Origin of the sequence: Lysinibacillus sp. RC46 (assembly GCF_041262385.1) — a bacterium.
Classification (GTDB): Bacteria; Bacillota; Bacilli; order Bacillales_A; family Planococcaceae; genus Lysinibacillus.
Map to the genome: position 1 here is coordinate 1 of NZ_JBGCCF010000035.1, position 11,941 is coordinate 11,941.

The window sequence follows — 11,941 nt, forward strand, 5'->3', positions numbered from 1 at the left end:
TTCCGTCACTTTGGCTCTTCTTTCCATCACTCTGTCGGGGCTATCCATGATTTTGGCTGTTCTATCCACGACTTTGGCGGGGCTATCCACGATTTCGGCTGTTCTATCCACGACTTTGACGATTCTTTCCGTCGCTTTGGCCCTTCTTTCCGTCACTCTGTCGGGGCTATCCATGATTTTGGCTGTTCTATCCACGACTTTGGCAGGGCTATCCATGATTTTGGCTGTTCTATCCACGACTTTGACGGTTCTTTCCGTCGCTCTGTCTTCTATCCGTCTCTTCAGGGTAGCTTTCCGTCGCTTTGACGTTTCTTTCCGTCACTTTGGCTCTTCTTTCCGTCACTTCGGCCTTTCTATCCGTCACTCTGTCTTGTATCCGTCTCTTCGAGGGTGCTTTCCGTCGCTTTGACGTTTCTTTCCGTCGCTTTGACGTTTCTTTCCGTCGCTTTGGCTCTTCTTTCCGTCGCTTTGGCTCTTCTTTCCGTCACTTCGGCCTTTCTATCCGTCGCTCTGTCTTGTATCCGTCACTTCGAGGGTGCTTTCCGTCGCTTTGACGTTTCTTTCCGTCACTTCGGCCTTTCTATCCGTCGCTCTGTCTTGTATCCGTCTCTTCGGGGGTGCTTTCCGTCGCTTTGACGTTTCTTTCCGTCGCTTTGGCTCTTCTTTCCGTCACTTCGGCCTTTCTATCCGTCACTCTGTCTTATATCCGTCACTTCGAGGGTGCTTTCCGTCGCTTTGACGTTTCTTTCCGTCGCTTTGGCTCTTCTTTCCGTCGCTTTGGCTCTTCTTTCCGTCTCTTCGACTCTTCTTTCCATCACTCTGTAGGGGCTATCCACGATTTTGACGTTTCTATCCACGATTTCGGCTGCTTTATCCACGACTTTGACGATTCTATCCGTCGCTTTGACCATTCTTTCGATCACTTCGCCGGTGCTTTCCGTCACTTTGGCCCTTCTATCCGTCACTTCGATGGTTCTTTCCGTCGCTCTGTCTTCTACCTGTCACTTTGGAGGGCGCTTTCCGTCGCTTTGATCACCTTGGCTCTTCTTTCCGTCGCCCCAATCTTCTATCCGTCGCTCCATCTTCTATCCATCACTTCGACCTTTCTATCCGTCTGAATCTAAAAAAGGGCTACCTCACAATTGAGGCAGCCCCATTTCTTATTGAATAACGCCTAGCTCACGACCGACTTTTTCATAGATTGCTAGAGCGTCGTCCAGCATTTCTTTTGTATGTGCCGCTGTAGGCATGTTACGAACACGTCCTGTGCCTTTTGGAACCGTTGGGAAAACGATTGATTTAGCGTAGACGCCCTCTTCAAATAGGCGACGTGAAAATTCCTGCGTAAGCTTTTCATCACCAATAATACATGGTGTAATTGGTGTTTCAGATGCACCGATATTAAAGCCTAGCTTAGCAAGACCCGCTTTTAAATAATCGCCATTTTTCCACAACTTATCGTGAAGCTCTGTTGAGTCAATCAGCATTTGTACTGCTGCTGTAATTGCTGCTACATCACCTGGTGGTAATGCTGTTGAGAATAAAAATGGACGAGAACGTACTTTTAGCCAGTCAATTAAATTTTTCTTACCTGCTACATATCCACCAACAACACCAATTGCTTTAGAAAGTGTACCAATTTGGAAGTCAATTTCTTTTTCTAAACCGAAATGCTTCACAGTACCCTTTCCTTTACCTGTTACGCCTGATCCGTGTGCATCATCGACGTATGTTATTAAATCAAACTCTTTCGCAATCTCAACGATTTCTGGTAATTTTGCAATATCACCGTCCATTGAGAATACACCATCAGTAATGACCATGACTTTATTGTATAAGCCTGATTCTTTTGCTTCCTTTGCCTTCGCACGTAAATCGTCCATATCTGAGTGATTAAAGGCAATGATTTTCGCACGTGATAAACGACAGCCATCAATAATCGATGCATGGTTTAATTGGTCTGAAAGAATCGCATCATTTTTATCCATAACAGCTGAAATAGCTGCCATATTACAGTTAAAACCTGATTGGTAAGAGATCGCTGCTTCTGTACCTTTAAATTCAGCAAGCTTTTCCTCTAATTTTACATGTAAATCAAGTGTGCCATTAATTGTACGAACTGCTCCAGCTCCTACACCGTATGTCTCAATTGTTTCTTTAGCAATACGCTTTAACTCTGCATTCGTTGCTAAGCCAAGATAGTTGTTTGATGATAGATTAATTAGATTTTTGCTACGTACCTGAATAATTGGTCCGTTTGCTCCCTCTACTGGATCAATTTCATTATATAAGCCTTGATCGTGTAAGGCTTTTAGGTTTTCATCTAAAAATGCATTCAATACTTTTGACAAGCGTATCATCCTTTCCTAGGAACACTATTCTAGTTCCTAGTGTAGCACAAGCATACTATTAGAAAAATTACTTTGTTAATCTTTCGAATAGTGGGGCAGTTTTTTCTCGCCAAAGGGATGATGATATACAATTATCTAATAATCGACGGACAGTATACTCCGCTTCTGCGTAACGCTTCGAATAACCCATTGCATCCTGCATCGCCTCTTTATACTTTGCCCGAATATCTTCAATTCGAACTTCTGCTTCCTGTGAAATTGCGCAATGTTTCCCTATATCGAAAATTTCATCCCCTAGTCTTCCGTCCTGTGGGTCAAAGATATGAGGCTCTGTACTATCAAAAATACAGAAATTCAATTCCGGGATAATAACCATGTCAACCGAGTTTGAATCCAAGCCACACCAAATAATTTGTGCATCGAGTCCTCTTGCATTTGCTTCGTCTGCTAAACCTTTCATTAAAGAAGATTTACCTGTACCTGGCTTCCCTTTGATCATCAATCTTTTAGATACATTTTTTGTTATGCTATCTACTGTATTTTCGGCGCCTCTCGGTGTTAATGTTCCGAGTAAGCGATGGGTGCGCATTCCTGTTTTGTTTAAGACGATTGATTGGAAAACATCTGTCTTTAAATTTTCAACCTGATCATTCAACGCCTGCCAGTTCATACAACTCTGAGTGACTACTTCCCAATCATCATGGATCTTTATAGCATTATTAAGCTTCGAAATACACTTCTCACACCATGACTCTCGTTCCGTCATTGCATCAGCGAGCTGTTCGCCGACCCTTTCAAGCTGAATTTCTTCTAAGCAATCATAAAATGACATCACCCGATGCTTTGTTCCAAGGAAAACCGGTTCAATCCCCCACCCCGATGACCATACAAATAGTCGATTACATCCTTGAACATACACTGCCTCAACAATATCCTCCAGCAAAGCATGCTTGAACCACTCCACTGCAAAGCCTTGCTTCACATAAAAATACCCAAGCTCTTTAAGAAGCTCTGATCCTTTAAACGTCGGTGCACCCTGCAAAATATAAACTAATTCAGCCTCATCCATCATTTCTTTATATAAATGTTTAATTCCTTGCCCAGTCAGTGCGTGTCCATAATAGTAGGTCACATTTCCGTTCAATTTCGATCCCCCTTTATCTTATGCCTTGCATTATATGAAGGAACCTTAAAAAAAATGAAGAGCTACTTTTATTTTTTACAAATAAAAGTAGCTTCTTATTTAATAGAATGGCTTCATGCCCTCTATATTACCAATACACTTCATCAATACCTTTCGACAATAAGGTAACGAATATTGCACAATATAGCCTGATGTTAAAGCAATCATCACAGTGCCAACGCCAACAGGACCTCCGAGTAACCAGCCAAGAATTGTTACAAGCACCTCGATACCCATTCGTGCTGTTTTAATCGTTCCTCCAAATTTTTCAACAAGAATCATCATTAATGTATCCCGAGGACCTGCCCCCATATTCGGAGCAATATACATACCACAGCCAAAACTTAAAACAAATAAACCTACCACAAAATAAGTTATCTGTATGCCATAAATATTTGTTGACGGCAATAGCCAATTAAAAACATCTATAAAAGATCCGATAAGTAGCATATTGAGCCATGTCCCGATTTTTGGCCATTCTCTTAAAACAATTGAAGTTGAAATAACAATTAAAAGCCCTGTTAAAATAGACCATGTACCAATTGATAAACCCAAATTCTGAAATAAACCCACATGCAACACATCCCAAGGGCTCGTTCCTACGATTTTCCCTTTAATGGACATTGTAATTCCAAGCGACATCACTATTAAGCCACCAATAAAAAACGTCCAACGCCACCCCGTAATTTTCCTCATTTCATATCCTTCTCTCTATGTATGATATTGCTCTAACAGCACCCTATTTTCTACAAAAATCCTACTCTTACTTCCTGACAACTTAAATAAAAAAACTACCCAGCATATCATTCTTGGGTAGTGATAATTGGTGCGAGCTTTGCCTTTGTTGCAGCGACTAAATCATCTAGTTGTACATGGATTTGCATGCCGATTTTCCCGGCACTTACAATAATACTTCCTTGCTCTTGAGCCGACGCGTCGATGACAGTTGGATAAAGCTTTTTCATCCCGATTGGAGAGCATCCGCCTCGTACATAGCCTGTATAGCTGAGCAACTCCTTGACAGGGAGCATGTCGATTTTCTTCTCGCCTACAACCTTTGCAGCAGCTTTTAAATCAAGCTCATCTGCTACAGGGATAACAAATACAAAAAGCTTTTGTGCACTTGCCTTTGCTACTAATGTTTTGAAAACGCGAGAAACTGGGTGACCAATTTTTTCAGCAACCGAAATTCCGTCAACTTGGCCGTCACCAGTCTCATATTCAATTACTTCGAACTGTATTTTTTGTTGCTCCAACAATCTTATAGCATTCGTTTTTGCATGCTTTGCCTTAGCCATGTTAAAAAACTCCCATCTGCAGCATTAGGCTATCATGGAGAACATAGAGTCACTTCCTGGTGGATAGCCATCTTTCGCCATTTGTATATGAGTAGCATATTTTTCAGAAGCGTATTTAAATGTTCGCGCCTTATATGCCTCTGCATAACTCTTACCGAAAATTGTATCTGCAAATGGATCCAATTTCAATTCCTTCGAAAAACGTTCTGGTACTTTAACTTCAATTACTTCACGTACAAAAGTAGGCTCATCTAGATCACTTTCATCTAGCTCTTGGCCATTTAATTGTGCTTGCATTTGTTGTATTTGAGCATTTGCACTTGCCGCTACACGAAAATCTTGTGGTGATGGCTGCGCGGGTGCTAGCGCTGTATTCCTCACCTGATCTAAAATTTGTAACGTCTCCTCATCTACATGCTCTAACTGTGAATTTTCAAGAGCTTCAGGCTTTTGCGTTTGCTCATGAGCGAGCACATTCTTTTTCGTTTGTTGCAAATCTTGAATGATTGCTTGCTGTTGAGGCGTGACTTCGTTTGCTTCCTCTTTTTGTTGCTCATAGAGTTCTTGATCTGTATGCCCTAAAAGTAAATTTTCTAGCTCAAGCAATAACGGATTTTTCTTTGGCTGAAAATACAGTGAGTTTTTTCGATATGCATCACCCGCTTGTTTTCGCTGTAAAATCTTTTTACGATTATACTGTGATGTAATTCTTTCTTGTTCTATTAAACTTGATAGTTTCATATAAATTCACCTCGGCTTTCTTATTTAATATGCAAGTTAAATAATAGATATGATAATCTCTTCTCTAATAGTTTCTGTACACTAATTATCGGAATTTTCTTTACCAAATTCAAGAACAAATTAATACTAAGCTCCTAAAGGAATAATCCATTTTCGATAAAACAAGCACAAAGACCTATCATCAAATTCGTTTTTTCGTTCATTTATTACTGTAATATATAATTTCAATAAAAATTATTACTGTTACCACTTTATAAATGGTGTTAATTCACCACTAAAAAAACAGCCCCTCAGCAAGGACTGTTTGTTTCTATCTATCTTTTTTAGGTTTAATAAGTATACTTTTATAGGCTAAGTAACCAAGCCATGCTCCGAGTGTATTTAAAATTAAATCATCAATATCTGCCGACCCAACTGTAAAAATAAACTGGATAGTTTCTACCGCTAGACTAGAGAAAAAGCCTGCCCAAATAACTGTCCGAGCTTTACGAAACTTTTTTGATAATAACGGAAGTAAAAAGCCCATTGGGGTAAATATTAATAAATTGCCTAGTAAATTAATAATAATGATATCCAAATTAAAATACTGAGAGTAATTTATATAGCGAAGAATTGTATCAAAGGGAATAAAATTTGTGGTTAAACGCCAGTCACTATAATCAAACAGCCCTAATTCATTTAGGGAATATTCGCCATTTAATAAAATAATGATTACATTCACAAGACGATCAATGACCAGTTTATAAAAAGCTATAACGGAATAAATACAAAAAAATATCCAACCTGTTACCTTGATTGGTAAATAATATGTATCTATCAATGAACGATAAGGTAATGGTAGCTTGGCACTACCCTGTATATTATTTTTTGTCATGCCTATACCACCTACTTCCCTATATCCTCTCATCATTTTAATATGCTCCACTTCCCCAAGCAAGTGGTAATAATAAGATGGGTAAAGCGTTTTAAAGCATACTAGCATATTAGGAGTACTTTTTCCCCCTATACTATACGTTTGTCCAGGTTCAATTAGAAAGACAAATAAACAAATTTTAACAAAATACCCCCTCAGATGAACAAAAAAAGCTGCCTCAATTTAACTGAGACAGCATTCTTTCAGACTTTATACTGGATTTACTCCGTGCTTACGTTCTGAGAATAATAAGTACTTCGACATATACAGCTCTAAACGTGATTCAAGTGCTTTTCTTAAATCATTTGGCTCAATAACATCGTCAATGATTAGCTCTGAAGCTAGACGATAAACATCGATTTCCTCTTGATATTCCTTGCGTTTCTCTGCAATAAAGCTCGCTTGCTCCTCTTTTGGAAGTTCAGCAATTTTATTTGCATATACTGCGTTGACCGCTGCCTCCGGGCCCATTACAGCAATTTGTGCGTTGGAAAGCGCAATACAGCAGTCTGGCTCAAAAGCCGGACCTGCCATTGCATACAGCCCTGCACCATATGCCTTACGAACAATGACCGTTAATTTAGGGACAGTCGCCTCACTCATGGCAAAAATCATTTTCGCACCATGGCGTATAATCCCAGCTTTTTCAACTTGCGTACCAATCATAAAGCCTGGTACATCTGCAAGGAAAAGAAGCGGAATATTGAAAGCATCACAAAGAGAAATGAACTTTGCTGCTTTATCAGCTGAATCATGGAACAAAACGCCACCCTTTACGCGCGGTTGATTGGCGATAATTCCAACGGATTGCCCATTAATGCGCCCTAATCCAGTAATTAATTCTGGAGCGAATAATTTTTTCACTTCACAAAACGAATCTTCATCAATAATACGTTCAATTAGTTTATACATATCAAAAGGAACGTTTTGATTTTTTGGTATTAGCTCTTCAATCGATTTATCAAATGAAGCTGGTGGCTTTGGAGCCTCTACCTTACCGCGCTCTGCATAATTATTCGGGAAGTAGCTCAAATATTTACGAGCATAGGCAATTGCTTCCTGCTCGCTTTTAGCAAGTACATCTCCGCAACCGGAAACAGAACAGTGCATTTTCGCTCCACCCATCGTTTCCAAATCTACCTTCTCACCAATAACCATTTCCGCCATACGCGGGGATCCTAAATACATCGATGCATTGCCCTCTACCATGACCACAATATCGCAGAATGCAGGGATATAGGCACCTCCTGCTGCAGAAGGTCCAAACAGTAAACATATTTGAGGGATTTTACCTGAAAGCTTTACCTGATTATAGAAAATGCGTCCTGCTCCTCTTCGACCAGGAAACATTTCTAATTGGTCAGTAATACGTGCACCTGCCGAATCGACTAGATACAGTAATGGGCAATTTAGCTTTTCGGCTGTTTCTTGAATACGAATCATTTTTTCTACTGTACGTTTACCCCAAGAGCCAGCTTTAATCGTCGAATCGTTTGCTAATACACAAACAGTACGGCCATGGATTTTACCGATTCCTGTTACAACGCCATCTGCCGGTAAGTCACCAGCTAAGCAGTTTGCGTACAAGCCATCCTCTGATTGCAGCCCATCATCTAATAATAATTCGAGTCGTTCACGTACAAATAGTTTTCCTTGCTGCGCATTTTTATCGTGATATTTTGGTAGACCACCTGCTAAAATTTGTTCCTTCATTGTTTTAGTCGTATTTTCTGTCGGTACATTGCTCATATTTAATTCCTCCTTTTGCCCATTCGGTTACGCCTTAACATAATTGCGATAGCACTTCGTATAACTTCTTCCTTACATTACAATAATCGGTTCATCACCCTAGCGTGGGGTTGATTTCCGTTACGGCTGGACGCTTTCCTGGGGGCGTCCGATGAGCCGCTTCACTCGCGGGGCTCGCTCCAGGGTCTCATCTGTGACGTTGATCCCCAAGGAGTCGCCAGCCTCCACTCCAATCAACTTATACATGTGGCATACTTTTAAAAAATATATCCACAACTTTTTGATGATGAGCATAGATTTTATTGTTTTTAAAATCCTACTTTAAAACCATTCAAAATCCTTCATCAGAGTCTTTACTTCCCTAAGTATTGCGGTGTTCGCTTTTCTTGGAAAGCGAGTAAGCCCTCTAATCGATCTTCAGTAGGAATCAGAGCATTATATGCAAGTGATTCGATTTTTAAACCCGTAGCTAAATCTACTTCAACCCCTTGATTCATGGCGATTTTCGCCTGAACTAAAGAAAGTGGAGCATTCTTTGCCATTTCGAGTGCAAGCTGCTGCGCCTTTTCAAGTACTTCATGCCCCTCATGAACATACTCCACAATACCGTAGCTTCTCGCTTCCTCTGCATTTAATCGACGTGCTGTATAAATTAATTCCTTCGCTTTTCCAATGCCAATTAGTCGTGGAAGTCGTTGCGTGCCTCCTGCCCCTGGGATGATGCCGAGAGATGTTTCCGTAAGGCCAATCTTTGCATGTGCAGCTGCAAGACGTAAATCACAGGCTAACGCTAGTTCGAGTCCGCCACCAAAAGCAACACCATTTAGTACGGCGATAACTGGTTGAGCGAGTGCTTCTACCTTTGCTACCGTCGCCCCGATTAATTGCACAATCTGCTTTACTTGTCGGTCTGGCATCCCTTTACGCTCTTTTAAATCTGCTCCTGCGCAAAAAGCTTTTTCCCCTGCTCCTGTTAGTAAGACAACTCGCACGGCCGGGTCACCGTTTATGTTGTCGAGAGTCGTGCTAAGTTCTTGGAGAAGTTGTACTGACATTGCATTCGCAGCTTCAGGTCTTGAAAGTGTAATAAGCCCAATGCAACCATCTAATAATTCAAAACGAACGAGTTGCGTCATAATTGACTTGCACTCCTTTCATTACGGGCAATCGCCATTTGTTTAGAGGCAACTGCTTTCCCTAGTTTCTGTTCAATAAATAGCGCAGCCTCTAGCACTTTATTCAGCTCTACACCCGTTTTAATACCCATTTCATCTAATAAATACAGTAAATCTTCCGTAGCTACATTACCTGATGCTCCTTTGGCATACGGACAGCCACCAAGTCCACCAAGCGCACTATCAAACTTCGTAATTCCCATTTTTAAAGATTGAACAATATTCGCTAGTGCTGTGCCACGTGTATCATGAAAATGCATCGCGAAATTTTCCGCAGGGTATCTTTTTAGCAATTCTTCTAAAAGACTTTCCACCTGTGTCGGTACACCAACACCAATCGTGTCACCCAGCGAAATTTCATCGACACCCATTTCTAATAATTTTTCTGTTACTCGTAAAACCTTTTCTGGTTGTATGTAGCCTTCATACGGGCACCCAATTACCGTTGAGATATAGCCTCGTACATTTTTATGCGCTGCCTTTGCCCCTACCACAACTTCCTGTAATATCGGAAATGTTTCATTAATCGATTTATTAATATTACTTTGATTATGGCTTTCACTTGCCGACATAAACACGCTCACTTCATCTACTTCAGCCTGCAATGCACGTTCTAATCCACGCATGTTCGGTACTAGTGCCGCATACGTGATATCTTTTTGGCGTTTAATGGCTTGAAGCACCTCCACTGCATCAGCCAGCTGTGGAATCCACTTCGGATGCACAAAAGAAGTTACCTCGATATAATTCAATCCAGTTTGACTAAGTAAATTCACTAACTGTACTTTATCGGCAGTTGCAAGATGCGTTTTCTCATTTTGCAAACCGTCACGAGGACCCACTTCCTTTAACGTGACATGCTTTGGTAGCTGCATAAAGAAACCTCCTTATTCGATTTCTAAAATATCATCATCAACGTTAATGAAATCCCCTTCGTTCGCAATGATTTTTGTGACCACGCCATCTTCTTCTGCTGCAATAGGAATCTCCATTTTCATCGACTCTAAAATTGCCACATCTTGTCCTGCTGTCACTTTCTCGCCCTCTGCTACAACGATTTTCCATACTGTTCCTGCCATGCTCGCTTTAACTGTTGCCATTGTAAATCCCTCCAAATGTATGAATGTACGTCTAGCGCATTCGCACTAATATTTAAGTGCGAATGCTTTAATTTATTTTGTCTCTGCTAATTGCGGTAGATAATATTCTTCTACAAATTTAGTTGTTGTATAGCCCTTTAAAAATTGTTCATGTGTGACTGTTTTCAGTAGCATTGGAATATTTGTTTGAATTCCTTCTACTTTATACGCTTTAAGCGCCTCGATAAGTCGTTCACACGCAATTGCTCGTGTTTCTCCCCACACTACTAATTTGCTAATCATCGGATCGTAAAAAGGTGTTACCGAAGTGCCAGCCTCTACGCCACATTCATGGCGAATACCTTCACCTGTTGGTAATTCAAAAGCCGTGATTGTGCCTGGAGAAGGGAAAAAGGTCGAAGGATTTTCGGCGTAGATGCGTACTTCAATCGCATGCCCTTTTCTTTGAATACTATCGCGCGTAAATGCTAATGGTTGTTTTGCCGCAATCTTTAATTGCTCCTCTACAAGATCCAGTTTCGTAATTTCCTCAGTCACCGGATGTTCCACTTGTAAGCGTGTATTCATCTCTAAAAAATAAAAGTTTTGCTCCGCATCTACTAAATACTCAATCGTTCCAGCATTCACATATCCAATATGCTGAACTGCCTTGACTGAAGCATCTAACATACTTTTTCTTGTTGCTTCAGAAATGAAAGGAGATGGTGCTTCCTCAACTACTTTTTGATTTCTACGTTGAATCGAGCACTCCCGTTCAAATAGTGGTACGACATTGCCATCATGATCCGCAATAATTTGTACCTCGACGTGATGAGGATTAGCAATAAATCGTTCCATATACATCGTGCCATCACCAAAGAATGACTGTGCACGCTTTTGATTTCCTTCAAAGGCTTTTGCCAATTCTTCTGCATTTTCTACGAGCTGCATTCCGATACCCCCGCCGCCAGCAGAAGCTTTTAACATAATCGGATAGCCTAGACGGGCAGCAATTTCAATAGCTTCTGTTACATCTTTCACCGGTGTCTCTACGCCTTCAACAATTGGTACACCTGCTGCCTTCATTGTTTTTCGGGCTTCTAATTTACTCCCCATCGAAGCAATCACGTCCGCGCTTGGCCCAATAAAAACTAAGCCCGCCTCTGTACAACGTTTAGCAAACTCAGCGTTTTCTGATAATAAGCCATAGCCTGGATGAACAGCTTCAGCACCGCTTTCCTTCGCTACTTCAAGAATACGATCAATATTTAAATAACTTTGTGCAACAGGTGGTTTTCCGATACAGAACGCCTCATCCGCTTCCTTAACATGTAAGCTTTCAGCGTCTGCCTCGGAATACACCGCAACTGTTAGGACATTTAGTCGTTTGCATGTTCTAATAACACGCCTTGCTATCTCCCCACGATTTGCAATTAAAACCTTTTTGAACAT

14 protein-coding genes are annotated in these 11,941 nt (G+C 40.9%); 3 read left to right on the plus strand and 11 right to left on the minus strand.

All coding sequences use genetic code 11. From position 1 onward, the window contains the following. The 3 genes from ABH966_RS22760 to ABH966_RS22770 form a co-directional block, all read left to right on the plus strand. Nucleotides 1-306: hypothetical protein (locus ABH966_RS22760; RefSeq protein ID WP_370082444.1), on the plus strand; the 306-nt coding region annotated here is incomplete at its 5' end. Then, on the plus strand, nucleotides 303-554 hold the full coding sequence (locus ABH966_RS22765) for a hypothetical protein (RefSeq protein WP_370082446.1): 252 nt from the start codon (nucleotides 303-305) through the stop codon (nucleotides 552-554). The genes ABH966_RS22760 and ABH966_RS22765, both read left to right, overlap by 4 nt. Before the next feature lie 78 nt (nucleotides 555-632). Then, the gene (locus ABH966_RS22770; protein WP_370082448.1) at nucleotides 633-1,118 is read left to right on the plus strand and encodes a hypothetical protein; all 486 of its coding nucleotides are present in this window, start codon (nucleotides 633-635) and stop codon (nucleotides 1,116-1,118) included. Nucleotides 1,119-1,160: 42 nt separating this feature from the next. Here ABH966_RS22770 and ABH966_RS22775 read toward each other — a convergent pair whose 3' ends face one another. From ABH966_RS22775 to ABH966_RS22825, 11 genes are all read right to left on the minus strand, one after another. Further along, on the minus strand, nucleotides 1,161-2,360 hold the full coding sequence (locus ABH966_RS22775) for a glycine C-acetyltransferase (protein ID WP_370082449.1): 1,200 nt from the start codon (nucleotides 2,358-2,360) through the stop codon (nucleotides 1,161-1,163). Between the two features lie 58 nt (nucleotides 2,361-2,418). Beyond that, a complete protein-coding gene (locus ABH966_RS22780; protein ID WP_370082451.1) occupies nucleotides 2,419-3,495 on the minus strand; it encodes a nucleotide kinase in 1,077 nt (358 codons plus the stop codon). A 99-nt stretch (nucleotides 3,496-3,594) separates the two neighbouring features. Next, the gene (locus ABH966_RS22785) at nucleotides 3,595-4,230 is read right to left on the minus strand and encodes a YczE/YyaS/YitT family protein (protein ID WP_370082453.1); all 636 of its coding nucleotides are present in this window, start codon (nucleotides 4,228-4,230) and stop codon (nucleotides 3,595-3,597) included. 107 nt (nucleotides 4,231-4,337) lie between these two features. Beyond that, nucleotides 4,338-4,832, minus strand: a complete 495-nt coding sequence (gene ybaK, locus ABH966_RS22790; RefSeq protein ID WP_370082455.1) for a Cys-tRNA(Pro) deacylase — start codon at nucleotides 4,830-4,832, stop codon at nucleotides 4,338-4,340. Between the two features lie 24 nt (nucleotides 4,833-4,856). Then, a complete protein-coding gene (locus ABH966_RS22795) occupies nucleotides 4,857-5,573 on the minus strand; it encodes a hypothetical protein (RefSeq protein WP_370082458.1) in 717 nt (238 codons plus the stop codon). Between the two features lie 310 nt (nucleotides 5,574-5,883). Further along, complete coding sequence (locus ABH966_RS22800; RefSeq protein WP_370082460.1) at nucleotides 5,884-6,447, minus strand: VanZ family protein; 564 nt, start codon at nucleotides 6,445-6,447, stop codon at nucleotides 5,884-5,886. Between the two features lie 249 nt (nucleotides 6,448-6,696). After that, nucleotides 6,697-8,235: an acyl-CoA carboxylase subunit beta gene (locus tag ABH966_RS22805; RefSeq protein ID WP_370082462.1), complete on the minus strand. Its 1,539-nt coding sequence runs from the start codon at nucleotides 8,233-8,235 to the stop codon at nucleotides 6,697-6,699. Between the two features lie 353 nt (nucleotides 8,236-8,588). Continuing rightward, entirely contained in the window at nucleotides 8,589-9,371 is a 783-nt protein-coding gene (locus tag ABH966_RS22810; protein ID WP_370082464.1) for an enoyl-CoA hydratase, read from the minus strand. Then, complete coding sequence (locus tag ABH966_RS22815; protein WP_370082466.1) at nucleotides 9,368-10,285, minus strand: hydroxymethylglutaryl-CoA lyase; 918 nt, start codon at nucleotides 10,283-10,285, stop codon at nucleotides 9,368-9,370. Before ABH966_RS22815 ends, ABH966_RS22810 begins: the two co-directional genes overlap by 4 nt. A 12-nt stretch (nucleotides 10,286-10,297) precedes the next feature. Further along, complete coding sequence (locus ABH966_RS22820; RefSeq protein ID WP_031418413.1) at nucleotides 10,298-10,510, minus strand: acetyl-CoA carboxylase biotin carboxyl carrier protein subunit; 213 nt, start codon at nucleotides 10,508-10,510, stop codon at nucleotides 10,298-10,300. A gap of 72 nt (nucleotides 10,511-10,582) precedes the next feature. Then, a complete protein-coding gene (locus tag ABH966_RS22825; protein ID WP_370082468.1) occupies nucleotides 10,583-11,941 on the minus strand; it encodes an acetyl-CoA carboxylase biotin carboxylase subunit in 1,359 nt (452 codons plus the stop codon).

Bases quoted from the DNA above. Each gene is read 5' to 3' on its own strand.
- ABH966_RS22775 (WP_370082449.1), bottom strand. From the start codon at position 2,360: ATGATACGCTTGTCAAAAGTATTGAATGCATTTTTAGATGAAAACCTA.
- ABH966_RS22785 (WP_370082453.1), bottom strand. From the start codon at position 4,230: ATGAGGAAAATTACGGGGTGGCGTTGGACGTTTTTTATTGGTGGCTTA.
- ybaK (WP_370082455.1), bottom strand. From the start codon at position 4,832: ATGGCTAAGGCAAAGCATGCAAAAACGAATGCTATAAGATTGTTGGAG.
- ABH966_RS22795 (WP_370082458.1), bottom strand. From the start codon at position 5,573: ATGAAACTATCAAGTTTAATAGAACAAGAAAGAATTACATCACAGTAT.
- ABH966_RS22800 (WP_370082460.1), bottom strand. From the start codon at position 6,447: ATGACAAAAAATAATATACAGGGTAGTGCCAAGCTACCATTACCTTAT.
- ABH966_RS22805 (WP_370082462.1), bottom strand. From the start codon at position 8,235: ATGAGCAATGTACCGACAGAAAATACGACTAAAACAATGAAGGAACAA.
- ABH966_RS22810 (WP_370082464.1), bottom strand. From the start codon at position 9,371: ATGACGCAACTCGTTCGTTTTGAATTATTAGATGGTTGCATTGGGCTT.
- ABH966_RS22815 (WP_370082466.1), bottom strand. From the start codon at position 10,285: ATGCAGCTACCAAAGCATGTCACGTTAAAGGAAGTGGGTCCTCGTGAC.
- ABH966_RS22820 (WP_031418413.1), bottom strand. From the start codon at position 10,510: ATGGCAACAGTTAAAGCGAGCATGGCAGGAACAGTATGGAAAATCGTT.
- ABH966_RS22825 (WP_370082468.1), bottom strand. From the start codon at position 11,941: ATGTTCAAAAAGGTTTTAATTGCAAATCGTGGGGAGATAGCAAGGCGT.